The organism is Kitasatospora sp. NPDC092948, from assembly GCF_044754805.1.
Lineage (GTDB): Bacteria > Actinomycetota > Actinomycetes > Streptomycetales > Streptomycetaceae > Kitasatospora.
This window is the reverse complement of the sequence record NZ_JBIVPU010000001.1, coordinates 160901-185571: the sequence shown is the minus strand read 5'-3', so window position 1 is coordinate 185571 and position 24671 is coordinate 160901. Positions and strand designations below refer to the sequence as shown.

Here is a 24671-nt window from a genome sequence, read left to right as displayed (position 1 = left end):
TCGATCCGTTCCCGACTGCGAGGAGGCTCCGGGATGCGTCTGCCGGCGATGACGATGGCTGCCGCACTGTTCACGGCCCTCGCGGCGTGCGGCGCCCCGCCGCCGTCACCGCAGGCCCGGTCGCAGCGGCACCAGCCGGGCACCGCGGCCGCCTCCCCCGCCGGGCCGCAGCCGTTCACGCTGCTCGCCTCGGGCGACGTCCTGCCGCACGCCGAGATCATCCGGCAGGCCGCGGACGACGCCGGCGAGAACGGTTACGACTTCTCGAAGATGCTCGCGGACGTCAAGCCGGTGGTGAGCGCCGCGGATCTGGCCATCTGCCACATGGAGACCGTGTACGGGGCCGACGGCGGGCCGTTCTCCGGCTGGCCGACGTTCAAGTCTCCCCCGCAGGTCGCCCGCGCCCTCAAGGACGCCGGCTACGCCTCGTGCGACACGGCGTCGAACCACAGCCTCGACGACGGCCCCGACGGCATCCGCCGGACCCTCGACGCCATGGACGCGGTGGGCCTGGCCCACACCGGCTCGGCCCGGACGGCCGACGAGGCGGGCGCGCCCGCCCTGCTGCGGGTGCACGGCGCCGTCGTCGCTCAACTCGCCTACACCTACGGCACCAACGACATCCCGCTGCCACCGGGGCAGCCCTGGGCGGTCAACCTGATCGACCGGGACCGGATCCTCTCCGACGCCCGGGCCGCCCGCGACGCCGGCGCGGACATCGTCGTGGTCAGCCTGCACTGGGGCACCGAGTGGCAGGACGAGCCGAACGATCAACAACTCTCCCTCACCCGCGAGTTGACTGCCGACCAGCCCGCCGACGCGCCCGACATCGACCTGATCCTCGGCACCCACGCGCACATCCCCCAGGCGTACGAGAAGGTCAACGGGACCTGGACGGTCTACGGAATGGGCGACCAGATCGCCGGCCAGATGTACAACTACACCGGCGCCAAGGACCCGCGCGGCAACTGGAGTTCGATCGCCCGATTCACCTTCTCGCCACCCGCCGGACCCGGCCGTCGATGGACCGTCACCAAGGCCGAGTTCCTCCCGCAGCTCATGGACGGCCCGCCGTACCGGGTCCTCGACCTCGGCGCGGCGGTCCGCCGCAACCCGGACCGCGCCGACCTCGCCCGGGCGCTCGACCACATCCGCACCGTGGTCCTCAGCCGCGGCGGCGCCGACGCCGGGCTCACCATGGCACCGCCCTGAGGGACCTCGCACACCTCGGAACCAACTCCGTTACACATCAACGACGTTGACTGCCCTGCGGGTTCGCGCACCGGCCCGGTTCAGTCACGGCCGACCGCCAGGGTCGACAGGTGGTCGGCGTAGGCGTCGAGGGCGGCGCGGGCAGCGGCGTCGTCGCGGTCGATCAGCCAGTTGAGGGTGAGACCGTCGAGGAAGTTCATCCCGTAGCGGGCGAGGACGGGCACCTCCAAGCTCCAGCGGATTCCGGCGAGCCGGGCGACCGCCTCCAGCTGGTCGACGTTGGCGTCCAGGTACTGCCGGTACTGGCGGCGGGCCACGTCCTCCAGGCCCGGCTCGCGCAGCGCGTACTGCGCGAGTTCGTAGGTGAGTTGGTGCTCGTCGGGACTCTGCCGGACGCGGTCCCAGTAGGCGTGCAGGTAGGCGTGCAGCAAGTCCCGCGGGGTGGCCCCGGCGGTGGGGGTGACGGGGGGAAAGGCGAGCGAGCGGAGCATGATCCGTTCGATCACGCCGTGCAGGAGCTGCTGCTTGGAGCGGAAGCAGTAGTGGAACACGCCCAGCGGGAGCCCGGCCTCGCCGACGACGGCCCGCGTGGTGGCCCTGGCCACGCCGTCGCGGATCATGACGCGGATGGCGGCCTCGACGAGCTGCTCGCGGCGCGCGTCGGCGGACTGGCGGACCATGTGGTCTCCCGTGGTTCTGGGGCGGGGGCGGGCCCGGTCAAGGTACCCCGGCACCGGCCCGCCGGGGCCGGGCAGTCGCTACAGGAAGGCGCGCCCCTCGCCCCGGTAGGTGGGGGCCACGTCGACGATCCGGTCGCCCTCGACCAGGTGCAACTCGTTGACGCGCTCGCACAGTTCGCCCGCCTTGGCGTGCCGGAACCAGACCCGGTCGCCCAGCCGCAGGCCGTCGGCCACGCCGCCGCCCAGCGGGGTCTGGACCTCGCCCGCGCCTTCCCCGGGCAGCAGCCGCAGCCCGGCCGGCCGGACCGGAAGGGGCAGCCGGTCGCGGCCCGGCGGTCCGGAGGCGATCCATCCGCCGCCGAGGAGGGTGATGTGCCGGGGGGCGGGCCTGCGGACGACGGGCAGCACGAAGTGGGCGGCGGGCAGCGGGCGGAAGCGGCGGTAGTGGTCGAACAGCCCGGGCGCGAACAGGCCCGAGCCCGCGCCGAGTTCGGTCACGGCCGGTTCGGCGGAGGTGGTCTCCAGGCTGCCGGTTCCACCGCCGTTGACGAACTCCAGCGGGGCGAGCTCCCGGACGGCCGCGACCGCGGCGGCGCGGCGCTCGCTCAACTCCCGCACGGAGAGGCGCTGCACCAGTCGGACGGCGGCGCGGGCGAGCGGCAGGCCGGGCCGGTCGTCGGCGACGCCGGCGATCTGCCCCTCGTACGCCATCACGCCGACCAGGCGCAGCCGCGGTCGGGCGAGTACCGCGCGGGCGAGGTCGCGGGCCTGGCCGGGGGTGTGCAGCGGTGAGCGGCGCATGCCGAGGTGGACGCGTCCGCCGGCCAGCCGGAGGGAGGCGTCCAGGTCGAGGCAGACGCGCAGCGGCGGGCCGTCGGGCCCGGTGACGGTGGAGAGCAGGTCCAGGTGCTCCACGGAGTCGACCATCAGCGTGACGCGCGCGGCGAGTTCGGGGTCCGCCGCCAGGCGTCGCAGCGCGGGCAGATCGGCCGTGGGGTAGCCGACCAGGACGTCCTCGTGGTCCTGCGCCAGCCAGAGCGCCTCGGGGAGGGTGAAGGCGAGGATGCCGGAGAAGCCGGGCCGGCGCAGGACGTCGTGGATCACCCGACGGCAGCGCAGCGACTTGCTGGCCAGGCGGATCGGCTTCCCGCCGGCGCGGCGGACCATCGCGGCGGCGTTGACGTCCAGCGCCCCGAGGTCGACGACCGCGAACGGCGGCTGGAGGCCGGCCGTCGCCCGGTCCAGTTCGGTGGGGGTGGCGGGCCGCCGGGCGGGGGTGCGGTCGCTGCCGCCGGGGTGTGTCGTCGGCGGGATCGGGGTGGGACGTCCCATGGCTGACGGGGCCTTTCTCGGCGCCCGGGGCCTGCCCGGGGCAGTGTGTGCCCTGCTCGGAGGTGCCAACCCTGACTTGGTCGGTTGTCCAAGTCAATGGCCCGCGCCTCTTGACTTGGACAACCGACCAAGACGACGCTGCCCGACAAACCTCGTCGCCCGCCGACGGGTCGGCGCCTTCGACCCGTTGCCCTCTGTCGACCCCCGTCGACCCCCGTCAACCCCTGTCGACCCCGTGGAAAGGACTTCCGGCATGACCGAGCTGTGGCGCAACTGGTCGGGCAGCGAGAGCGTCAGGCCCGCCCTCGTCCGAAGGCCGGCGAACACCGACGAGGTGGCCGCCGCCGTCGCGGAGGCAGCCGGGCGCGGACTGCGGGTCAAGGCGGTCGGCTCGGGGCACTCGTTCAGCGGCGCGGCCGTCGCCCCCGGCATGCAGCTGCGCCTGGACGCCATGGACCGCCTGTGCTCGGTGGACGCGGACCGCCGGCTGGTCACCGTCGGGGCCGGCATGCCGCTGTGGAAGCTGAGCCCGCTGCTGGCCTCGCACGGGCTCGCCATGGAAATCATGGGCGACATCGACCGGCAGACCGTCTCCGGGGCCGTCTCCACCGGGACGCACGGCTCGGGGCTGCGCTTCGGCGGAATCGCCACCCAGATCAGGGCGTTGCGGATGGTCCTGGCCGACGGCTCGACGGTGCGCTGCTCCGCCGAGGAGCGTCCCGAACTGTTCCGGGCCGCCCGGGTCGGGATCGGGGCACTCGGCGTGGTCACCGAGGTCACCCTGCAGTGCGTCGACCGGTTCGCCCTGCACGCCCGCGACACGGCGATGCCGGTCCGGGAGGTCCTCGACCGGATCGACGAACTGACCGAGGACAACGACCACTTCGAGTTCTTCTGGTTCCCGCACAGCGAGCTGGCGCTGACCCGGCGCTTCACCCGGCTGCCCGACTCCACCCCGCTGAAGCCGATCGGCCCCGCCGCCCGCCGCATCGACCGGGCGGTCAGCGACCTCGGGTTCGAGGCGCTGTGCCGGATCGGCACCGCGGTCCCGGCCCTCGTCCCGCCGATCGCCCGGTTCGCGGCGCGGGCGATGTCCACCCGGGAGTGGACGGACCTGTCCCCGCAGGTGTTCGCCTCGCCGCGCGATGTCCGGTTCCAGGAAGGCGAGTTCGCCATTCCGCGCGCGCACGCGGTCGACGCGCTGCGGGAGCTGAAGCGGTGGATCGACTCCACCGGCGAGCGGGTGTCCTTCCCACTGGAGGTGCGGTTCGCCGCCGCCGACGACATCTGGCTGTCCACCGCGCAGGGCCGCGAGACCTGCTACATCGCCTTCCACCAGTACCACCGGATGCCCTACCGCCGGTACTTCCAGGCCTGCGAGGACATCCTCGGCTCCTACGGCGGCCGCCCGCACTGGGGCAAGATGCACACGCTCGACGCGGCGGGCCTGCGCCCCCGCTACCAGCACTTCGACGACTTCGTCGCCCAGCGCGACGCCGTCGACCCGTCCGGGGTCTTCGCCAACTCCTACCTCGACCGCGTCCTGGGACTCGCCCCCGACGCCGCGCCCGTCCCCCACCACCTCGTCGGGACCCCGGCCTGACGCCCGGTCACCTCGACCCGGGCATCCGACGCAGGCCGGGCCCGGATCGGACCCGGGACCCAGGTCGAGCGGGGCCCGGGTCGAGCCGGGCTCCAGCGAGAGTCCAGCCGGTATCGGGCCGGGGCCGGGACGGGGCCGTGTTGGCGGAATCCTGCACCAGTGGGCCAGTTCTGCAATTTTCCGGCGAATCGTCGATCTATTCCCTCACAAGCCGGATCTTAGGTGCACTTCCCTGCTGAACCCTGCCCTGACCACTGGTGAGAGGAGTGCCATGTCTGCTCCCGCTGTCCCGCCCCCGTCCACCCACCCGGCGCCGGCCGCCGTCGGCCGAGCCGTCCCGGGCGAGCGCGTCGCCAGGATCACGGTCGTCCTGCTCTTCGCCGCCTGGCTGATCGACTACGCCGACCGACTGGTCATCAACTTCGTCCTGCCCTCCGTCGGCAAGGAATTCCACCTGTCGCACGGTCAACAGGGCCTGGTCGTCTCGGCGTTCTTCCTCGCCTACGCCCTCGCCCAGATCCCGGGCGGCCTGCTCACCGACCGCTTCGGCGCCCACCGGGTCACCACCTGGGCCCTGCTCGCCTGGTCGCTGTTCACCGCCCTGACCGGCTTCGCCTGGTCGTTCGCCGCCCTGCTGGCCGTGCGCTTCGTGTTCGGCGCGGCCGAGGGGATCTTCCCGCCGGCCTCGATGAAGGTGCTGGTCGAGCGGACCAGCCCCGAGCAGCGGATGGGCGCCAACGGCGTGATCATGAGCTCCAGCGCCGTCGCCGCCATCGCCGCCCCGCTCGCCGTCGCCCCGCTGGTCGCCGTCTTCGGCTGGCGCTCGGCGTTCTTCTCGGCCGCCGCGCTCGGCGTGTTCGTCGTCCTGGCGATGCGGGCCTGGCTGCCGGCCCCGCTGCCCCGTACCGGAACCGAGGCCGGGGCCGAAGCCGGGGTCGGGGCCGGGGTCGCCGGGAGGCGCCACGGCCTCCGGGAGGTGCTGCGGGTCGGTGCGCTCTGGCGCTTCGCGGCGATGATGTTCGGCTACAACATCCTTCAGGGCGGCCTGCTCGCCTGGGCCCCGTCCTACCTCAACACCAGGATGGGCGTCCCGCTCGCCGCGGTGGGCGCGCTGATGGTCCCGCCGGCCCTCGCCGGCGCGGCCGCGACGATCATCGGCGGGCGGCTGTCCGACCGGCTGGGCGGCCACCACCGCAAGCTGGTCGTGCCCGGCATGGCAGTCGCCGCGATCGCGCTGCCGCTGATGGCCTTCTCCTCCTCGACCACCGCTTTCGTGGTCTTCGCCACCGTCGTCGTCGCCGCCGCCTCGCTGGCCTACATGCCGATCTTCGCCGTGCCGCTCAGCGGCCTGCCGCCCGCCTTCGTCGGCGTGGGAGGCGCCGTCGTCGTGGTCGGCGGCCAACTGGCCGGCATGGTCACCCCGCCCGTCATGGGCGTGATCATCGACGCCTTCTCCTTCCGGACCGCCTTCGCCTCGCTCGTCGTCGGAGCGGTCGTCACCGCGCTGATGGCCGTCTTCACCCCGCAGGACCCCGCCTCCTTCCGCGCCGCGTTCGGCGCGCGCGTCCGCACCCGTCCGACCACCGGCACTCCCAGCACCGGCATGGAGCCCTCATGACCGCCACCGTCCCCGCACCCGCCACCGAGCTGCTCGCCGGCCTCGCCGGCCGCGTCCCCGGACTGCGGGCGCTGTACGAGGACCTGCACGCCCACCCCGAACTGTCCTTCCAGGAGGTCCGCACCGCGGGAATCGTCGCCGAGCAACTGCGCGCGCAGAACTGGGCGGTGACCGAGCAGGTCGGCGGCACCGGCGTCGTCGGCGTCCTCACCAACGGCGACGGCCCGGTCGTGCTGCTGCGCGCCGACATGGACGGCCTGCCCGTCGAGGAGCAGACCGGCCTGCCGTACGCCTCCACCGTCCGGGCCGTGGACCCCGACGGGAACGAAGTCCCGGTGATGCACGCCTGCGGCCACGACATGCACGTCACCTGCCTGCTCGGCGCCACCGCGCAGCTCGCCGCCCACCGGGAGCACTGGCGCGGCACCGTCGTCGCGGTCTTCCAGCCCGCCGAGGAGGTCGGCGGCGCACCGGCCATGATCGAGGACGGATTCCTCGACCGCTTCCCCCGGGCCGAGGTCTGCCTCGCCCAGCACGTCATGCCCGTCCCCGTCGGCATCGTCGTCACCCGCCCGGGCCCGATCATGTCCGCCTCCGACAGCTTCCGGATCCGCCTCTTCGGACGCGGCGGGCACGGCTCCGTCCCGGAGATGACGGTGGATCCGATCGTGATGGCCGCCGCCGTGGTGATGCGCCTTCAGACGGTCGTCTCCCGCGAGGTCGGCGGGACGGAGACGGCGGTGCTGACCGTCGGCGCGATCCACGCCGGCACCAAGGAGAACATCATCCCCGACACCGCCGAGCTGCTGATCAACATCCGCAGCACCGCCCCCGCGGTGCGCGACCGGATCCTCCGGGCCGTCGAACGCATCGTCCACGCCGAGGCGGCCGCCTCCGGCGCTCCACAGCACCCCGAGATCACCGCCCTGCCGTCCTTCCCGGTGACCTTCAACGACCCCGGCACCACCAACTCCGTGATCACCGCCCTCGGCGACACCCTGGGCCACCAGCAGGTCGTCGTCCTGCCCCACCCCCTCACCGGCAGCGAGGACTTCGGCGTCTTCGGCACCGCCCTCGGCGTCCCCTCCGTGATGTGGCACTTCGGCGGCACCGACCACGCCCTCTTCCACGGCCTCACCCTCGAGGACCTCGCCGCCAACGGCCTCCCCGCCGACGTCCCCACCAACCACTCCGCCCGCTACGCCCCCGTCCCCGACCCCACCATCCACACCGGCGTCACCGCCCTACTGGCCGCCGCCGCGCACTGGCTCTGCTGACCGCAGTCCGGCGGAGGGGCCGGGCGGGGCGGGCTAGATGTAGCCCTCGCGCAGGGCGTAGGCCACGGCGTGGGCGCGGTTGCGCAGTTGGAAGCGGGTTGTCACGGTGTGGATGATGTTCTTGATCGTCCGCTCGGAGTAGAGGAGCTTGACGGCGATCTCGCCGGTGTCCATGCCGTCGGCGACCATGCGCAGGACGTCGACCTCGCGCGGGAGCATGCCGAAGTCGGTGGGGCCGTTGTCGTGCGCGGGGCCGTCGCCGGTGCGCTGGCGGCCCATGCAGCCGATCAGTTTGCCCAGCAGGTCGGGCGGGAGGTCGCCGTGGCCGCGGTCGGCGCTGAGGACGGCTTGGCGCAGGCGGTCCCTGGTCACTTCACGGCGCCAGAGGATGGCGGTCACGCCGAGCGAGACGACGTTGAGCAGTTCCGGTTCCTGGATCCGGTCCAGGACCAGCACCACCCGGGTGCGGTCGGCCCGGACGAGCCGGGACAGGCTGGTCAGGGCCGTCTCGTCGAAGGTGTCGGCGACCAGCAGGGCCACGCCGGTCCCGCCCCGGTGGCTGTCGTCCACCAGGGAGACCTCCGGGCACTGCCGGAGGAAGCTCACCACTCCGGCCCGGGAGAGCGGGTCCAGGGCGTGGACGGCCACCGGGATCGTCCGGGTGGCCTCGGTCGGGATCGGTCGGGTCGTCGTACGGACGTCGTCGGCGTACTGGAGCACGGCGCTGGATTCCTTTCGTTGCGCTCGCCGGTGCGCCACCGCCCCCCACGGACGGTGGCGCACCGTCAGAACCGGTCGGCCGGCGTCGTCCGCACGCGACGCCTGTCCTCCTCCCGCGGCCCGGCTGGCACCGCGGGAGTTGCCCGTGTCCACCGGAGGTTCGGCGGACCGGGCCAAGCTATCCGCCGCCGGTCAATAAAAGATTGATGGATGCGCATCTGCGCCAGTGGTTCCCGTTCCACGGGAAAATTTTGCATTTCTCGGCCCGGCGGGAGGACGGTCCGCGGCACGGCCGTTTCCGCGCGCGGACCCGGCGGAATCGAATGCGCGGGCCCGGGCGACCGACAAGACCCGTCCGCGGCGGTGGAATTGCCCGCCCCGGCACCGCGGTCCGGCGGGCCGAGCCGCTACCTTCGGACAATGACGGAAATCGGAGAGCCCCACGGCAGCCCGGCCCCGGAGCCGGACGGCGGGGAACGGCTGCGCCTGTGTCTGCTCGGGCCGGTGCAGGCCTGGCGCGGGGAACGCGAGTTGGAGCTCGGCCCGCCGCAACAGCGGGCGCTGCTGGCCGCGTTGGCGCTGCGGGCCCGCCGGATCGTGTCCGTCGACGAGCTGCTCGACGCGCTGTGGGAGGAGCCGCCGGCCCGCGCTGCGGCCATCGTGCGGACGTACGTGTCGCGGCTGCGGCGGGTGCTGGAGCCGGACCGGGTGCAGCCGACGGTGCTGGTGTCCTCGGGCAGCGGCTACGTGCTGCGGCTCCCGGCCGACTGCATGGACGTCGAGGTGTTCGAGGACCGGGTCGCGGCGGCGGGCCGGGCCCGCGCGCTGGGGGACACCGCCGGGGCGCTCGGGCTGCTGCGGGAGGCATGCGGGCTGTGGCACGGCGAGCCGCTGGCCAAGCTGCCGGGGCCGCTCGCCCAGGCGCACCGGGCCCGGCTGGTCGAGCGTCGGCTGAATGCCGTCCAGGCCTGCCTGGAAGCCGAGTTGGAGACGGGGCGGCACGCCGAAGCGGTCGGTGAGCTGACCATGTGGGTCAGCCAGTACCCGCTGCTGGAGCCGATGCGCGAACTGCTGATGCTGGCGCTGTACCGCGGCGGGCGGCAGGCCGAGGCGCTGGGCGTGTACGCGGACGTCCGCCGCGCGCTGCTGGAGCAGCTGGGGGTCGAACCGGGGCCGCGGCTGCGGGAGTTGCACCTGGGCATCCTGTCGGGCGATCCGAAGCTGGCCGTGCCGGCCGCCCCACCGGCGCCGCCGCTGGAGGCGGGCGGCGGGCCGGCCGGCTCCGCGCTGCTCCCGCCGGCCCAGTTGCCCGCCGACATCTCCGACTGGACCGGCCGGGACGAGCTCTGCGCGGCGCTCTGCGCGGACCTGGCGCCGGACGGCCCGGCGATGCCGGTGGTGGGGGTGTCGGGCCTGGGCGGGGTGGGCAAGTCGACGCTCGCGGTGCACGTCGCGCATGCGGTGGGCGGGCAGTACCCGGACGGGCAGCTGTACGTGAACCTGCGGGGGGCGGGAGCGTTCCCCGCCGACCCGGGCGAGGTGCTGGCCGGTTTCCTGGGCGCGCTGGGGGTGGCCGACGCGGTGGTCCCGCAGGGAACGGCGGAGCGGGCCGCGCTGTTCCGGTCCCGGGTGGCGGGCCTGCGGGTGCTGATCGTGCTGGACGACGCCCGCGACACCCAGCAGATCGGGCCGCTGCTGCCCGGCAGCCGCACCTGCGCGGTGCTGGTGACCAGCCGGGCCTGGCTGTCGGGAGTGGCGATGACCCGGCAGGTCGGCCTGGAGCCGCTGACCCCGGAGGAGTCGGTGCGGATGCTCACGGCGATCGCCGGGGAGCCGCGGGTGTCGGCCGAGCCGGCGGCGGCCCGGCGGGTGGCGGCGGCCTGCGGGTTCCTGCCGCTGGCGGTGCGGACGGCGGCGTCCCGGTTGGCGGCCCGGCCGGCCTGGCAGTTGTCGCACATGGCGGACCGGCTGGCTTCCGAGCGGCGGCGGCTGGCCGAGTTGGAGGCCGGGGAGCTGGCGGTCGCCGCCTCGTTCCGGCTCAGCTACGACCAGCTCGACGCGGAGACCGCCCGGGCGTTCCGGCTGCTGTCGTCGGCGGACGGCCCGGGGGTGTCCTCGGCGGCGGCCGCGGTGCTGCTGGGGCTGCCGGAGCCGGAGGCCGAGCGGCTGGCCGATTCGCTGACCGATCTGGGGCTGCTGTCCTGCCCGTACCCCGGCCGCTACCAGTACCACGACCTGCTGCGGCTGTTCGCCCGTGAGCTGGTCCGGGAGGTGGACGGGGACGCCGCCGGGCGGGCCGCCGTCGAACGGCTGCTGCGGCACTACCTGGCGACGGTGGCGGGCCTGTACCGGGTGGTCCGGCCCGGCTACCCCTTCCCCGACCTGGTGGCGACGGAGGCCGCCGGGCAGGCCACCGCCGGGCAGGCCACCGCCGGGCAGGTCTTCGTCGAACCGGTCGTCGTCGAGCCGGTCTTCGCCGGGCCGGCCGAGGGGCTGCGCTGGGCCCGGCGGGAGGTGCCCGCGGTGCTGGCGGTCGCCGGGCAGGCCGCCCGCGATCCGGACGGCCCGCTGGCGGTGGTCGCGGACCTGACGCTGGTGCTCACCCAGCTGATCGACCTGGGCACGGCCGTGCCGGAGCTGTGCGACCTGGCCGGGCGGGTGGCCGAGGCCGCCGGCGCGGCGGGCCTGCCGGAGAGCGAGGCGCGGGCCCGGTACACGCTGATGTGGGCGCAGCGGGAGTTCCAGCGCACCTCGCAGGCCCGCTCCGAGGCGGTCCGGGTGGTCGCGCTGGCGCGGCGGACCGGGCAGGCGGCCCTGCTGCCCGGTGCGCTGATCGTGCTGGCGCTGACCAGCCTTCCGTACTGCACCGACGAGGAGGTCACCGCCTGGTGCGACGAGGCCGTGGCGCTGAGCGTCGAGTTGGGCAACCGGTCCGCGCACGCCTTCGTCGAGGGGATGGCGGCGCTGGCCGACATCGCCGTCGACCGGCCGGAGTCCGCGTTGCAGCGGGCCGAGCGCAGCCTGGCGACCTTCAAGGATCTCGGTGACTTCGTCGGCCAGGTCCACATGCTGTACGCCCGGGCGGGGGCGCTGCACGGGACGGGCCGGTTCGAGGCGGCGGGCCGGGACTACGAGGAGTGTCTGGGCGCGTTGCGCGCGCTCGGCTCCTGGGACCGGATGCCGGGCGTGCTGGTGTCGCTGGCCGATTCCTACCGGGCCGCCGGGCGTCCGGCCCAGGCGCTGGAGGCGGCCGAGGAGGCGTTGGCGATCGCCGAGCGGGTCGGTCTGGAGCACCGTCGGGCGGGGGCGCTGAGCGCCATCGACCTCGCGCTGGCGGACCTCGGGGAGCACGGCCGCGGCCGGACCTGCCTGGCGTAGGCGGCCGGTCCGGGGCGGCCCGAATTCAAGGGCGTTCGCCCACTCCGGAACATCTCCACCGCAAGTCCGTTATCTTCCCGAGATATTCGGCGCAGGGTGCGCAACGATCATCACGGATCAATTTCGGTGCGGGCGGCCGGGTGCCGAATAGGCGCGCGGGAGATCAATCGCCCCGGCCGGGTTCCGCTCCGGCGGACTTCGGGCACGGAAGGCGGGCCGCGGCGGCCGCGGGCGATTCCCGGCGGGATTCCGCACGACCGTTCCCCGTTCACCCGGAGAGCCCCCGGGCGCATGCGGACCATTCCGCGCCGGGGCCCGTCCGGGGCAGGGTCCGCTGCCCCATCGGGCAGTGTCGGCGGGCGGCGGGGACGGGCCGGGGGCGGTGCGTTGACACCCCGGTTCGGCCTGATCCAGGGTGGTGGAACCAGGTCGTCCACGGCGCCGCCGCAGCCCTCCGCCCGCCGGCGAGCCCGTCCGGGACGGCCCGGCGGGCCGGTCGGGGCGTCTTCTCCTCGCTCGACTGCCAGGCGTCGCAACGAATCTGACGATCAGACGGAGATCCCACACCATGCAACGAGTCTGCCTCGCCCTGCCCACCATGCGGGCCTGTCCCGGCACCATCGTGGACCTCGCCGAGGAGGCGGCCTACGCCGTCCGGACCTTCGGGGTCGAGGTCCACCTCCTCGTCCTCGACACCACCGAGGCCCCCGAGTTCGCGAAGAACGCGGACGCCGTGGCCGCGCTGGCACCCTCCCCCGGCGTGTTCGTCCACCACCTCGGCAACGAGGCGCAGCGCGAGTTCTTCCTCGACGTGGCGCGGCGTTCCGGCGGCGCCGACCCCGAGCTGCTGCTCGACCTGATGCTGCCGCCGGCCGTCGCGTACGGCTCCTGCGTCAACCGGATCTTCCTGGGCGCGGCCGCCCTGGGCTGCACCTCGTCGCACCTGCGCAACGACGACTTCGACTACCAGGTCGTCGACGGGGAGAAGATGTTCCCGATCCACCACGAGCTGCTGTCGATCGGCAAGCCGGCCGGGGAGGCGGAGGCCGGGGTGTCCCGCTCCGAGCTCGACCCGGCGGACGCGGACAAGCCGGTGATGCTGGTCAGCGCCGCCTTCATGGGCGAACTCAACGTCGACATCGGCGAGATCAACGAGCTCGACCCGGAGGTCTACCGGGACCTGGTGCGGCTGTGGACCCCGCGGGTGTGGACCCGCGAGGAGCAGGACGCCATGGTGGAGATCTCCTTCAAGGGCGCCGGGCACGACACGTTCGACAGCGGCGACTCGGTGCTCGGCGTGCCGGACATCTGGGACGTCTACATGTGCAACGTCGCCCTGGACCACCGGGGTTACGAGGTGCTGCCGCTGGTGCCGTCGCTGCGCACCATCGGCGCCGACTACGCGCTGCTGCACGCCCTGGTGCACTCCAAGCTGCCCGCCGTCATCCACAAGCGGCACATCGTCAACTACTACACGCCGGAGCGCCGGATCGGCGCCGGGTTCATCTCGTACCAGCTGCGCTTCGTGAAGATGCTGCTCTCGATGCTGTACCTGTACCCGGTCTACGGCCAGATGATCGACCTCGGCGAGGAACTGCTGGACGAGCGGCACGAGTTGAGGGTCGAGCCGATCCTGGGCCTGGTGCGGAGCACCTTCGACCTGGACCGGGACGTGAACGAGCAGTGCCTGGACGAGGTGGACCGCCTGTACCGCAAGCTGGGCGGCAAGTACGCCGAGCTGGCGGACGTGGTGGCCGGGCAGCGGCAGCAGCTGCTGGACGAGGCCCGGGAGGACGCCGAGCGCTGGGGGGTGCTGATCGAGGCCTGGGCCCCGATGGTGGCCGCCGCCCGCGAGCGGGGGCTCGCCGGGTGAACGAGGAGTTCCTGATCCGGCAGCTGGCCGACGGGGACTGGGACGCCGTGGTCGCGCTGGAGCACGACGCCTACGCGGCCGACGGCCTCTCCGAGGGCCGGGAGGCGCTGCAGTCCCGGGCCCGCTGCTCACCGGAGACCTGCTACGTGCTGGAGCAGCGCGGCACCGTCCGCGGCTACCTGCTGAGCCTGCCGTACCCGCCGCTGGAGTGCCCGGACCTCGCCGTGGCGGAGGGCGGGGCGTTCGAGTCGGACAACCTGCACGTGCACGACCTGGTGCTGGCCGAGGAGTTGCGCGGCCGGGAGCTCGCCTCGAACCTGATGGACCACGTGCACGCGCGGGCGGTGGAGGGGGGCTTCACGCAGATCTCGATGGTCGCGGTGCGCGGCTCCGACATCCTGCTGCGCTTCTTCGGCTACCGCGCGCACCGGGAGGTGGCGGTGCCCGCGTCGTACGGGCGGCGCGCGGTCTACATGTCGAGGCCCGTGGGCTGACAAACGCACCCGTTGAGCCCGACCGGCTTGACGCCGGTCGGGCTCAACGCGCTTTTCCCACAAGGGAGTTCAGATCGACGCGGTCCAGGTGCGGTGGCGGACGGCGAAGGGCCGGTCCTGGTCGGCGGCGACGGCCGCGCGGAACGGGCCGGGGACGGGGACGTCGGCGAGCCGGAGCGGGCCGGGGCCGAGCGGGGCCGCGTCGGCCAGCCGCAGCGGGGAGGGCCCGGCCAGCGGGAGGCCGAGGCCCTGGGCGAGCCGGCCGCCGTAGACCTTGACGCAGGCCTCCCGGCGACACCACAGGCGGGTGAAGCGGTCGGCGCCGTCGGCGGGGGTGGGTGCGTCGAGGACGAGTGCCGCGTCGGCGGGCGGGAAGTGGCGGCGGGCGATCCGGGCGCCCACGCCGGGCGGGCGGAGCTGCTCGACGTCCGCGCCGACCCGGCGGCCGGCCGCGACGGCGAGCAGTCCGAGGGCGCCCGACGCGGACCAGTTGACGTCGATCCCGCCGTCGGCCGCGGGGCTGGGCCTGCCGTGCGGGCCGCGCTGCCACGCCAGGTCGGCGGGCGCGACGGCGAGCCGTTCGGCGACCAGCAGCCGGACGGCGCCCCGGACCACGGTGAAGCGTCCGCCCTGCCGCGGGTCGTGGGCCCGGTCGGCCCGCTCCCGCTCCTCCGCGTCGAGCAGGCCGTACAGCCGGCGGACGACGGCCGGGGGCTGGTCGGTGGGGATGCTCCAGACGTCGATGACGTCGATGACGTCGGCGGCGGCGTCCGTCACGGGAGCGCGAGGGTGCTGAGCCGGCCCAGGCGCCGGTCGTGGTCGGCGACCAGCAGCGGGGCGTCGGGGCGGCCCGCGGCGAGGCGGTCGGCGAGCAGGGTCCAGACGCCGGTGAACGGCTGTCCGGGGCCGGCCGCCTCGGCGCCTTCGGCGCTGCCGTGGGCGGCCAGCCCGGCGGCGAGCAACAGCCCGGCGCCCGGCCCGAGTCGGCGGTGTTCGTCGAGGACGGAGCGCAGCGCCCGGGGGCCGTCCGGCTGGGCCTGCCCACGCACCCGCATCCCCTCCCCGGGGGCCTCCTCGCAGACCAGGACGACGGCGCGGTGCTCGGCGGGCAGCTCGACGGGCTCGGCGGGCCGGTAGTGCAGGGCGCTCTGCTCGGCGAGCACGATCACGGCCCGGCGGCAGCCGCCGGTGCGGTGGTGGGCGGCCGCGATCCGCAGCGCGGCGAAGGCGGTGGCGCTGCCCTGGTCGCAGATGGCGAAGGCGGTCGGCTGCCCGGGGCAGTGGCGGCTGAGCCGGAGCGAGGCGGGCGCGGCGGGCAGCACGTCCGGGGAGGAGAAGGCGAGGATCAGCAGATCCGCGGGTTCGCCCCCGGGCAGGGCCTGCGCGAACAGGCCGGCGGCCATCTCGCCGTAGTCGTGCCCGGCGCCTTCGGCCAGCAGGTCCTCGCGCAGCGGCAGGCCGTACGGGCGGACCAGGTCACCGGTGAAGGTGCGCAGGTCGGGGTGGAGCGCGGCTGCGGAGCGGCCGTCGAATCCGGCGGCGACCGCCCTGGTCACGCGCAGGCCGCGGGTCTCGGCGGGCATCGGGTCAGTCCTCGTCGGCGTAGTGCCCGACGACGTAGTCGGTGAGGCTGTCGACGGTGCGGATGTCGTCGATGCCGAGCTGTTCGACGTCGACCTGGATGGCGAGCGTCTCCTCGATGTCCAGGACCAGTTCGACGATGGCGGAGGAGGTGAGGCCGAAGTCGTCGAAGAAGCAGGCGTTCGCGGGGATGTCGGCGAGCTCGACGCCCAGGACGCGCGGCAGGACGTCCTCGATGCCGCGCCGGATGCGGTCGCGTACCTCGGGGTCGACCGGCTCGGCTGCGGGCTCGGCGGCGGGCGGGGCGGATTCTGACATGGGTGGACCGTCCAGTGGGTGGGTGGGGAGGAACGGAGCTGCGGCGGCTGCGCGTCAGTGCTGCAGGACCATGGCCGCGAAGGTGGCGCCGATGCCGGCGGCGGCGATCAGGTAGTGGTCGCCCGGCCGGAGCGCTCCGCCGGTGATGGCGGTGCGGAGGTTGATGAAGGCGTCCGCGGCGAAGCTGTGCCCGACCGTGAGGACGTTCTCCAGGACCACCTGCTCGACAGGGTAGCCGAGTTGACGGCAGATCATCCGCCAGGAGGCCTGGTTGACGTTGTGCGGGAGCAGCAGCGCGATGTCCGAGAGGTCCAGACCTGCCTGGTCGAGCGCGGCCTGCACGGTCTCGATCATGGCGGGCTGGTACTCCCGCTGGTAGCGGACCATCAGCTCCGGGTCCTCGGCCGGTCGGCCGTAGAACTCGGGGCGTTGGCGGACCGCGTAGGAGAGCACCCGGTTGCGGTCGCCGCCGGGGCTGACCAGGCAGGCCGTCGAGGCCTCGGCGAAGATCGCGGTGTCGGGGAGGAGTTGGGCGTCCCGGGTGAAGGTCTTCTCCCCCGCCACCACCAGGGCCAGCGCCGACCTGTCGCCGTCGTCGGCCAGCAGCCGTCCGGCCAGGTCGACGGCCAACAGGGAGGCGGCGCAGGCCTGTTGGGTGACGGTGAAGGCGTCGGCACGATCGAGGCCGAAGCGTTCCTGGAGCTGGTGGAGGGAGTTGAGCGGGTAGGGCTCGGCGACCGGCGTGTTGCGGGCGTACAGCAGGTACCGGATCCGGTGTTCGTTGCCGCGCAGTTCGGGCAGGGCCCGGACGGCGGCGTCCAGCAGGTCGAGCAGCGTCCCGTCCGGGTCCAGGCGCACCTGGTCCAGGCCGTGGAAGCGGCGGAAGAGTCGGAGTTGACGTGGGGTAAGGCCGATCCGGGCGCCCACGTCCTCGATCGGTTCGAGTCGCGGGGGGAGGTGGACGGCCACTGCCTCCAGTGCGGTCACCCCGGTTAGTATTCCCACGCTCCGTGGGTCGCACAAGCAATCACCGATCCGGAGCCCTCTCCCTCACCCCGTTGCCGTCGAGCCGGTGGAGCCTTCCGATGACTGATTCCCAGCCTTCCTTCGTGTACCCAGAAACCGCTTCCGAGCTGCCTTCCGAGCCGCCCGCCGCCCTGGATCCGGGGCTGCTGGCCGCGCTGGCCCAGGCCGCCGACGCTCTGCCCGATTGGGCAGAGTCGCTCGCCCCCGAGGACCGACTTGACGGCGATCTCGCCCTGGACGAGAGCGAGTTCGCCGCGCTGGACGCGCTGCTGCGGGAGCGCTTCGGCGTCGACCTGGGCGCGCTGCGGGCCGGCCTCGGACTGGACGGCCTGACGGCCCTGACCGTCGGCGACCTGGCGGAGCTGGTGCGCCGATGAGCCGCTTCCTGATGGCGGTGCCCCCGCTGGCCGGGCACGTCAACCCGGCGGCCGGGATCGCGGACGAACTGCTCGCACGCGGCCACGAGGTGGCCTGGACCGGCACCGAAACGATGCTGCGGCCGCTGCTCGGCCCCGACGCCCGGATCTTCGGCACCGGCAACCGGATGTTCCGCGCGATGGGGGGCCACGGCCTGGCCTCGCTGCGCTCGCTGTGGGAGGGCTTCGTCGTCCCGTACGCCAAGTTCACCCTGAAGCCGCTGGACGCGGTGGTGCGGGAGTTCCGGCCGGACGCGCTGCTGGTCGATCAGCACACCCCGGCCGCCGCGCTGGTCGCGCACCGGTACGGGCTGCCGTGGGCGACGCTGGCGCCGGGGGCGATGGAGCTGGGCCGCCCGTACCGGCACCTGCCGCAGGTCGAGGCCTGGACGGCGGGCCTGCTGGCGGGGCTGTGGGAGCGGGCCGGGCTGGCCGCCGACGACTTCACCGATCCGCGGTTCTCGCCGCACCTGCTGCTGGCCACCTCCGGCCGGGCGCTGCTCGGCGACCTGCCGCCGCAGCCCCACCACGCCCTGGTGGGGCCGGTGCTGACCGCGCGTCCGACCGACCCGGCGTTCCCGTGGGAGCGGCTGGAGCCGGGCCGGCGCACCGTGCTGGTCACCATGGGGACCATGTCGGACGCGGTCGGCGCGGACTTCCTGCACCGCACCGTCGAGGCGCTGGCGCTGCTCGACGGGGACGGCGTGCAGGCCGTGATCGCCTCGCCCCGAGGGGCGCTTCCGGCTGCCCTTCCGGACTCCGCCGTGGTGGTCGATCGGGCACCTGTGCTGGAGCTCCTGTCCGAAGGCAGGTTGGACGCGGTGCTCTGCCATGGTGGGATGAACACCGTGGTCGAGTCGCTGGCACACGGTGTTCCCGTGCTGGCGGCGCCGATCCGCAACGACCAGCCGTTCGTGGCGCAGCGGGTCGTGGAGGCCGGTGCCGGCCTCCGGGTCCCGTTCGCCCGGGTCGGTCCGCCGGTGATCGCCGAACGGCTGCGGCGCCTGCTCGACGAGCCCTCCCACCGGGCGGCCGCCGAGTTGATCGGTCGTCACCTGCTGTCCGGTGGCGGGGCGTCGACCGCAGCCGACCGGCTGGAGGCACTGGTCGCCCGCTGATCCCACCTCGCGTCCACCGATCCTCGTCCGCTGCACGGGAGTCGGCGGGCGCGAGCCCCCGTACCCCATCCCAGCCCGGGAGTTCTGGTTGATCGAGACCAAGGGACTTCGCAAGTCCTATCCGTCCGGAAAACGCGGCCGTACCGTCGTCGACGCCGTCCGCGGCATCGACCTGGACGTCCAGGAAGGTGAGATCTTCGGCTTCCTCGGCCCCAACGGCGCCGGGAAGACCACCACCCTGCGCATGCTCGCCACGCTCATCCGCCCGGACGGCGGCGAAGCCCTGATCGCCGGAGCCGACCTGCTGGCCGACCCGGCCGGGGTCCGCCGCCGGATCGGCTACGTCGCCCAGGGCGGCGGCACCGCCGACGCGGTCACCGGGCGGGAGGAGCTGGTGATGCAGGCCAGGATGTACGGCAGCCGCAAGGCCGAGGCCCAGCAGCAGGCCGAGGACGCCCTGAAGGCGTTCGACCTGACCGAGTTCGCCGACCGCCCGTGCAGCACCTACTCCGGCGGCCAGCGCCGCCGGGTGGACATCGCCCTCGGGGTGATCCACTCCCCGAAGGTGCTGTTCCTCGACGAGCCGACGGTCGGCCTCGACCCGGCCAGCCGCGGCCAGGTGTGGACCGAGATCGAGCGGCTGCGCACCGAGGGCATGACGGTGGTGGTGACCACCCACTACCTGGACGAGGCCGACGCGCTCTGCGACCGGGTCGCCATCGTCGACCACGGACAGGTCGTGGTCGAGGGCACGCCCGAGGCGCTCAAGCGCGAGATCTCCGGCGACGTCGTCCTGCTCGGCCTCGCCGCCGGGGAGGCCGAGCCCGCGGCCGACGCCCTGCGCGGGCAGCCCTACCTGCACCGGCTGGAGCCGGGCGAGGACGGCCTGCGGCTCTACCTCGACGACGGCGCGGCGGCGATCCCTCAGCTGCTGAGCGTCCTGAACGGGGCGGGCCTCGTCCCCGGGACGGTGCAGCTCCAACGGCCCAGCCTGGACGACGTGTTCCTGGCCCGCACCGGCCGCTCCATCGAACAGTCCTGACGAGAAATCCGTGGGGTTCCTTCCGTGAAGCTCGCCCGAGACACCTGGCTGGTCTTCCAGCGGCAAGCGCTGCTGATGTGGCGCACACCGATCTGGATCGTCATCGGCATCACCCAGCCGGTCTTCTACCTGCTGCTGTTCGCCCCGCTGCTCAAGAAGGTGCTCGCGCCCATGGGCGCCACCAGCTACGCCGAGGCGTACCAGATCTACGTCCCCGGCCTGCTGGCGGTGCTCTGCATCTTCGGCGGCCTGTTCACCGGCTTCAGCCTGCTCGGCGAGCTGAAGGCCGGCATCATCGAGCGCTCCCGGGTGACCCCGGTCAGCCGGCTCGCCCTGCTGCTGGGGCGCGCGCTGCGCGAGATGGTCGGGCTGATCGTGCAGGCCGTCATCATCACGCTGGTCGCGCTGCCGTTCGGCCTGCGGGTCGACCCGCTGAGCCTGCTGCTGGCCTACGTGCTGCTCGCGCTGCTGGCGCTGATGGCCTCGGCCATCTCCTACGGCATCGCCCTCGCCCTGCCCAACGACGCTGCGATGGCGCCGGTGGTGAACACCCTCGCCCAGCCGATCGGCCTGCTCTCCGGCGTGCTGCTGCCGCTGGCGCTGGCACCGGCGTGGCTGCAGGCGGTGGCCAAGTGGAACCCCTTCTACTGGGCGGTGGAGGGCATGCGGGCGCTGTTCTCCGGGCACCCCGGCGACAGCGTGGTCTGGCAGGGGCTGCTGATCGTCGTGGTGATGACGACCGCGGCGGTCGGCTGGTCGGCCCGGCTGTTCTCGGCCCGGATCCGGTAGCCGCGCACACGTACACGGGGAGGGGAGGGGCCGCGGCCCCTCCCCTCCCCTTCGTGCTCAGGCTGCGGCTGCGGCCGCCCGGACGAAGTCGGCGAGTCGGGCCACCCCGGCCTCGATCCCGCTCTCGCTCAGCGCGCTGATCGACAGCCGCAGTCGGCGCTCGCCGCCGCCCGCCGGGTAGAACGGGGCCATCGGCGTCCAGAGCACCCCGTGGTCGCGGGCGCAGCGTTCCATCGCCGCCTCGTCGGCGGTGAACGGCACCCGGAGCACGGCGAAGAAGCCGCCCTCCGGCTCGTTCCAGGACACCCCGAGCCGGGCCCGCTCGGCCGCCGGGAACTGCCGCTCCAACTCCCGCAGCAGAACAGCGAGGTTGGCCGCGTAGTGGGCGCGCGCGGGGGCGTTCGCGGTGCGCAGCCGGCAGTCGTGGCGCAGCAGCATGCCGCCGATCACGGCCTGGCTGAGCGCCGGGGTGTTGACCGTCGTCATGCTCTTCAGCTTGGCCAGTTCGTCGGCGAGCAGCGTCGTCCGGCCGTCCGGGGCGAGCACCCGCTGGTCGGCGACGACATAGCCGAGCCGGGCGCCGGGGAAGCACGTCTTGGCGAAGGAGCCGAGATGGACCACCTGCCCGCGGTTCCCGTCCAGGGCCTTCAGCGTGGGGCGTTCGCCCGGCTGTTCGTCCGGCTCCCGGGCGAAGAAGCCGTACGGGTTGTCCTCGATCACCAGCAGCCCCTCCTCGGCCGCCACCGCCAGCAGCCCGGCCCGCGCCCGCACCGGCATGCTGGTGCCGGACGGGTTGGCGAAGTCGGGGACCACGTACAGCGCGCGGGGGCGGCGGCCCGAGGCCCGGACGGCGCGGGCCGCCGCGCGCACCGCCTCCGGGTCGGGCCCGCCGTCCGGGCCCTCGGGGACGGGGACGGTCGCCAGGTCGAGCAGCCGGGCGGCACCGGTGACGCCGACGTAGCAGGGCGAGCTGACCAGCAGCACGTCCTCGGGCGTGGCGCACAGCGCGCGCAGCACCAGCAGCATGCCCTCCTGGGCGCCGACGGTGAGCACCAGCGCCTCCGGGGCGACGTCCATGCCCTCGTCGTTGGCGAGCGTCCGGGCGACCAGGTCGGCGACGATGCCCTTGGTGGGCCCGTACTGGAACAGCGCGGTGCGCACCGCGCTGCGGCTCAGGCCGCGGTCGGCGAGGTGGGCCAGGTAGGCGTCCAGATACGTGTGGACGTCCTCGGGTTCGAAGAAGCCCTCGTGCGGGCGGCCGGGGGCGAAGGAGAGCGCGTCCGGGTAGCGCTCGGTGACCTCGTTGAGGAAGGTCATCGCGTCCAGCAGCGGATCGGCGAGACTGGCGTGCAGGTCGCCCAGCGGCAGCGTGACGGCGGGCGTGCCGGTGGTCGTGACGGTGGTCGTGCCGGCGGTCGTGACAGTGCTCATCGCAGGGCCTCCCGCAGTCGGCCGGCGGCGTAGCTCTGGGCGTCGCGGCCGCCGTCCAGCACGCCGGACATGGCGAAGAAACCGTGCGGCATGCCGTCGTAGCGGCGCAGCTCGACGGACACGCCGGCGGCACGCAGCGCATCCGCGTACTGCTCGCCCTCGTCGCGCAGCGGGTCGTACTCGGCGGTGATCACCGTGGCGGGCGGAAGCCCTGCCAGCGAGGGGGCGCGCAGCGGGGAAGCCAGCGGGTTCGCACCGTCGGCGGGATCGGCCAGGTAGTGGCCCCAGTACCAGGCGACCGAACGGCGGTTGAACAGCAACGGGTCGTCGTGCTCGCGGACGGACGGGGTGTCCGCGGCATGATCGGTGTTCGGGTAGACCAGCAGCTGGTGACGCAACACGGGGCCACCACGCTCCCGGGCCAGCAGCGTGAGCGCGGCCACGAGATTGCCGCCCGCGCTGTCCCCCGCGACGGCCAACCGCCCCGGGTCGGCGCCCAGTTCGGCGGCGTGCGCGGCGATCCACTCGGCGCCGGCAAGGACATCGTGCACGGCGGCCGGGAAGGGGTGCTCGGGGGCGAGCCGGTAGCCGACCGCGACGGTGACACAGCCGACGGCGTTGGTGAGGCGACGACAGATCGCATCCCCGGTGTCGAGCGAGCCCAGCGTCCATCCGCCACCGAACAGATAGAGCAGGACCGGGAGTTGGGCCCCATCCCCGGCGGCCGCGACTCGGCCGGCCGGGCGGTAGACCCGCAGCGGCAGCGGACCGCCGGGCCCGGGGACGGTCAACTCCTCGACAGAGCCGACCGGTTCCGGGTTCCCGGCGGCGGCCCGGATGTCGGCAAGATCGGCCGCACGAGCCTCGGCAAGGGTGCGGGTATAGAGCGGGGGCGTGCCGGCCGCAGCGCGCTGCCGGCGCAGCGCCTCGGCCTGGGGGTGCAGTGGCAAGGGACCATCCTGGGGTCGGGCCGCCGATCGGCGGCAGGGGTCGGTACGGGTTCGAAGGCACGACAGCGAAAACACCCCGCGCAGACGCCTCGACCACCGATCAGCAGCGAGGACGCAACAACGCGCGGAAGCACGACGACAACAGACCCTCCCGGGCTCGCACCGCCACTCGGCGGCACAAGTCGGCACGGGTCCGAAGGCACGACAGCGAAAGCACCCCGCGCCGCGCGCCACGGCCACCGATCAGCAGCCAGAACGCGACAACGCGCGGAAGCACGACGACAACAGACCCTCCCGGGCTCGGACCACCGCCCGGTGGCAAGAGTCGGCACGAGCTCGAAGGCACGGCGGCGGAGAACGTCCCTGGAGTCGGGACGCCGGTCGGCGGCAAGGGGCGAATCGGGTCCGGAGGCGCGGCAGCGAAAGCGTCCCGCGCACTGGCCTCGGCCGCCGGCCAGCCGCGAGAGCGCGACAGCTTGTGGAAGTGCGAGGGCATGAGGCGCTCCCGGGAATCCGACCACCGGTCAGCAACGGATCACCACCCGCAGCCCGCCGTGGGCGGAGGCCCGAAGTCCGGGCCGCCGGACGGCCGTTGTCGGTCGGTCCATCGGTCACCCGGCGTGGTCGGGGGGCGGGGTGGCGACGGCGGTGGGGTCGAGGTCGGTGAGGCGGGGGCGGCCCAGCAGGGCCAGGGTGTCGTCGAGTTCGGTCTTCATGAGGTCGAGGATCCGGGCGACGCCGTTCTCGCCGTCGACGGCCAGGCCCCACAGGATCGGGCGGCCGATCAGGACGGCGCGGGCGCCGAGGGCGATCGCGAGGGCAACATCTGTGCCCGTCCGGACACCGCCGTCCAGGAGGACGGGCAGATCCGGCGGTGCTGCGGCGGCCACTTCGGGCAGCGCCGCGAGGGACGCCAGGGCACCGTCGAGCTGGCGGCCGCCGTGGTTGGAGACCACGACGGCGTCGACGCCGTGTTCGGCGGCGAGCCGGGCGTCCTCGGCGGTGAGGATGCCCTTGAGGACGATCGGCAGGCTGCTGCGCTCGCGCAGCCAGGCCAGGTCCGCCCAGGTCAGGGTGGGGTCGAACTGCTCCCTGGCGTGGTCGGCGAGGCCCGAACTCCCTTGTTCCGCGCGGTGGCTGGCCGCCATCAGGGCCGGGTCGAGATTGACGGCGCGGACGTGCGCGGGGATCGCGAAGCCGTTGCGGGCGTCGCGCAGTCGGCGGCCGATCCGGGGGGCGTCCACGGTCAGCACCAGGGCGCGGTAGCCGGCGGCTTCGGCGCGTTCGACGACGGCGGCCAGCGCGTCGCGGCGGCGCAGCCAGTAGAGCTGGAGCCAGAGCGGGCCGGTGGCGGCCTCGGCGATGGATTCCAGGGTGCGGCTGGCGAAGATCCCGGCGACCATGAGCGCCCCGGCGCGGCCGGCGGCGCGGGCGGTGGCGGTCTCGCCGTCGGGGTGGAACAGCTGGTGGTAGGCCATCGGCGCGATGCCGATCGGGGTGCTCAGCGGGCTGCCGAGCAGGGTGAGCCGCTGGTCGGTGACGGAGACGTCGACCAGGGTGCGCGGCCGCAGGCGGCCCTGTTCGAACTGGGCGCGGTTGGCGGCGAGGGTGCGTTCGGCGCCGCTGCCGCCCTGGACGAAGTCCCAGATTTCGGCGGGGAGTCGGGCGCGGGCCGCGCGTTCGAAGTCCGCCGGTTCGAGTGGTTCCACGGGTCTGCCTTTCCGGGCAGACCGCGCTCGGGCCCGCTCCGGCCCGGCAGCGTAGGAGGCCACCCGCCCAATGGTCTAGACCTTGATTCGGCTCGATCGGCTGT

21 protein-coding genes are annotated in these 24671 nt (G+C 73.9%); 11 read left to right on the top strand and 10 right to left on the bottom strand.

Going from position 1 to position 24671, the window contains the following annotated elements; genetic code table 11:
* Positions 1–33 precede the first annotated feature (33 nt).
* Positions 34–1212, top strand: a complete 1179-nt coding sequence (locus ACIQF6_RS00530) for a CapA family protein (RefSeq protein WP_400888322.1) — start codon at positions 34–36, stop codon at positions 1210–1212.
* Positions 1213–1292: 80 nt separating this feature from the next.
* Here the strand turns inward: ACIQF6_RS00530 and ACIQF6_RS00525 are convergent, their stop codons facing one another.
* Together ACIQF6_RS00525 and ACIQF6_RS00520 are read right to left on the bottom strand one after the other, a co-directional pair.
* Positions 1293–1892, bottom strand: coding sequence for a TetR/AcrR family transcriptional regulator (locus ACIQF6_RS00525; RefSeq protein WP_400888320.1), 600 nt, complete (start codon positions 1890–1892; stop codon positions 1293–1295).
* Between the two features lie 78 nt (positions 1893–1970).
* Positions 1971–3224 carry an amino acid deaminase/aldolase gene (locus tag ACIQF6_RS00520; RefSeq protein ID WP_400888318.1) on the bottom strand — a complete coding sequence of 418 codons (1254 nt, stop codon included), beginning with the start codon at positions 3222–3224 and terminating at the stop codon, positions 1971–1973.
* 253 nt (positions 3225–3477) lie between these two features.
* On the opposite strand from ACIQF6_RS00520, the gene ACIQF6_RS00515 reads away from it, so the two are divergent.
* The 3 genes from ACIQF6_RS00515 (at position 3478) to ACIQF6_RS00505 (ending at position 7722) form a co-directional block, all read left to right on the top strand.
* Positions 3478–4827, top strand: a complete 1350-nt coding sequence (locus tag ACIQF6_RS00515) for a D-arabinono-1,4-lactone oxidase (RefSeq protein WP_400888316.1) — start codon at positions 3478–3480, stop codon at positions 4825–4827.
* Between the two features lie 271 nt (positions 4828–5098).
* The gene (locus tag ACIQF6_RS00510; protein ID WP_400888314.1) at positions 5099–6445 is read left to right on the top strand and encodes an MFS transporter; all 1347 of its coding nucleotides are present in this window, start codon (positions 5099–5101) and stop codon (positions 6443–6445) included.
* A complete protein-coding gene (locus tag ACIQF6_RS00505; RefSeq protein ID WP_400888312.1) occupies positions 6442–7722 on the top strand; it encodes an amidohydrolase in 1281 nt (426 codons plus the stop codon). Before ACIQF6_RS00510 ends, ACIQF6_RS00505 begins: the two co-directional genes overlap by 4 nt.
* Positions 7723–7755: 33 nt before the next feature.
* On the opposite strand, the gene ACIQF6_RS00500 is transcribed toward ACIQF6_RS00505, so the two are convergent.
* On the bottom strand, positions 7756–8442 hold the full coding sequence (locus tag ACIQF6_RS00500; RefSeq protein WP_400888310.1) for a LuxR C-terminal-related transcriptional regulator: 687 nt from the start codon (positions 8440–8442) through the stop codon (positions 7756–7758).
* A 420-nt stretch (positions 8443–8862) separates the two neighbouring features.
* On the opposite strand from ACIQF6_RS00500, the gene ACIQF6_RS00495 reads away from it, so the two are divergent.
* The 3 genes from ACIQF6_RS00495 (at position 8863) to ACIQF6_RS00485 (ending at position 14187) form a co-directional block, all read left to right on the top strand.
* Positions 8863–11820: a BTAD domain-containing putative transcriptional regulator gene (locus ACIQF6_RS00495; protein ID WP_400888309.1), complete on the top strand. Its 2958-nt coding sequence runs from the start codon at positions 8863–8865 to the stop codon at positions 11818–11820.
* Positions 11821–12388: 568 nt separating this feature from the next.
* On the top strand, positions 12389–13693 hold the full coding sequence (locus tag ACIQF6_RS00490; protein WP_400888307.1) for a DUF6271 family protein: 1305 nt from the start codon (positions 12389–12391) through the stop codon (positions 13691–13693).
* On the top strand, positions 13690–14187 hold the full coding sequence (locus tag ACIQF6_RS00485) for a GNAT family N-acetyltransferase (RefSeq protein WP_400888305.1): 498 nt from the start codon (positions 13690–13692) through the stop codon (positions 14185–14187). The genes ACIQF6_RS00490 and ACIQF6_RS00485 overlap by 4 nt, the downstream gene beginning before the upstream one ends.
* 69 nt (positions 14188–14256) lie before the next feature.
* Here the strand turns inward: ACIQF6_RS00485 and ACIQF6_RS00480 are convergent, their stop codons facing one another.
* Genes ACIQF6_RS00480 through ACIQF6_RS00465 form a run of 4 tightly spaced genes read right to left on the bottom strand, consistent with a single transcriptional unit; the run spans position 14257 to position 17073 of the window.
* Positions 14257–14964 carry a 4'-phosphopantetheinyl transferase family protein gene (locus ACIQF6_RS00480; RefSeq protein WP_400888303.1) on the bottom strand — a complete coding sequence of 236 codons (708 nt, stop codon included), beginning with the start codon at positions 14962–14964 and terminating at the stop codon, positions 14257–14259.
* On the bottom strand, positions 14961–15770 hold the full coding sequence (locus ACIQF6_RS00475; protein ID WP_400888301.1) for a hypothetical protein: 810 nt from the start codon (positions 15768–15770) through the stop codon (positions 14961–14963). The genes ACIQF6_RS00480 and ACIQF6_RS00475 overlap by 4 nt, the downstream gene beginning before the upstream one ends.
* Positions 15771–15774: 4 nt before the next feature.
* Entirely contained in the window at positions 15775–16086 is a 312-nt protein-coding gene (locus ACIQF6_RS00470) for an acyl carrier protein (RefSeq protein WP_400888300.1), read from the bottom strand.
* Positions 16087–16140: 54 nt separating this feature from the next.
* Positions 16141–17073: a 3-oxoacyl-[acyl-carrier-protein] synthase III C-terminal domain-containing protein gene (locus tag ACIQF6_RS00465; RefSeq protein WP_400888298.1), complete on the bottom strand. Its 933-nt coding sequence runs from the start codon at positions 17071–17073 to the stop codon at positions 16141–16143.
* A gap of 98 nt (positions 17074–17171) precedes the next feature.
* Between ACIQF6_RS00465 and ACIQF6_RS00460 the strand changes: the two genes are divergently transcribed.
* From ACIQF6_RS00460 to ACIQF6_RS00445, 4 genes are all read left to right on the top strand, one after another.
* Entirely contained in the window at positions 17172–17489 is a 318-nt protein-coding gene (locus ACIQF6_RS00460; RefSeq protein WP_400888297.1) for a hypothetical protein, read from the top strand.
* Positions 17486–18646, top strand: a complete 1161-nt coding sequence (locus ACIQF6_RS00455; RefSeq protein WP_400888295.1) for a glycosyltransferase — start codon at positions 17486–17488, stop codon at positions 18644–18646. Before ACIQF6_RS00460 ends, ACIQF6_RS00455 begins: the two co-directional genes overlap by 4 nt.
* An 88-nt stretch (positions 18647–18734) precedes the next feature.
* Positions 18735–19688, top strand: a complete 954-nt coding sequence (locus ACIQF6_RS00450) for an ATP-binding cassette domain-containing protein (protein WP_400888293.1) — start codon at positions 18735–18737, stop codon at positions 19686–19688.
* Positions 19689–19712: 24 nt separating this feature from the next.
* Positions 19713–20477, top strand: coding sequence for an ABC transporter permease (locus ACIQF6_RS00445; RefSeq protein WP_400888291.1), 765 nt, complete (start codon positions 19713–19715; stop codon positions 20475–20477).
* A gap of 57 nt (positions 20478–20534) precedes the next feature.
* On the opposite strand, the gene ACIQF6_RS00440 is transcribed toward ACIQF6_RS00445, so the two are convergent.
* The 3 genes from ACIQF6_RS00440 to ACIQF6_RS00430 form a co-directional block, all read right to left on the bottom strand.
* The gene (locus ACIQF6_RS00440) at positions 20535–21908 is read right to left on the bottom strand and encodes a PLP-dependent aminotransferase family protein (RefSeq protein ID WP_400888289.1); all 1374 of its coding nucleotides are present in this window, start codon (positions 21906–21908) and stop codon (positions 20535–20537) included.
* Entirely contained in the window at positions 21905–22858 is a 954-nt protein-coding gene (locus ACIQF6_RS00435) for an alpha/beta hydrolase (RefSeq protein WP_400888288.1), read from the bottom strand. The genes ACIQF6_RS00440 and ACIQF6_RS00435 overlap by 4 nt, the downstream gene beginning before the upstream one ends.
* 611 nt (positions 22859–23469) lie before the next feature.
* A complete protein-coding gene (locus ACIQF6_RS00430) occupies positions 23470–24567 on the bottom strand; it encodes an alpha-hydroxy acid oxidase (RefSeq protein WP_400888286.1) in 1098 nt (365 codons plus the stop codon).
* Positions 24568–24671 lie beyond the last annotated feature (104 nt).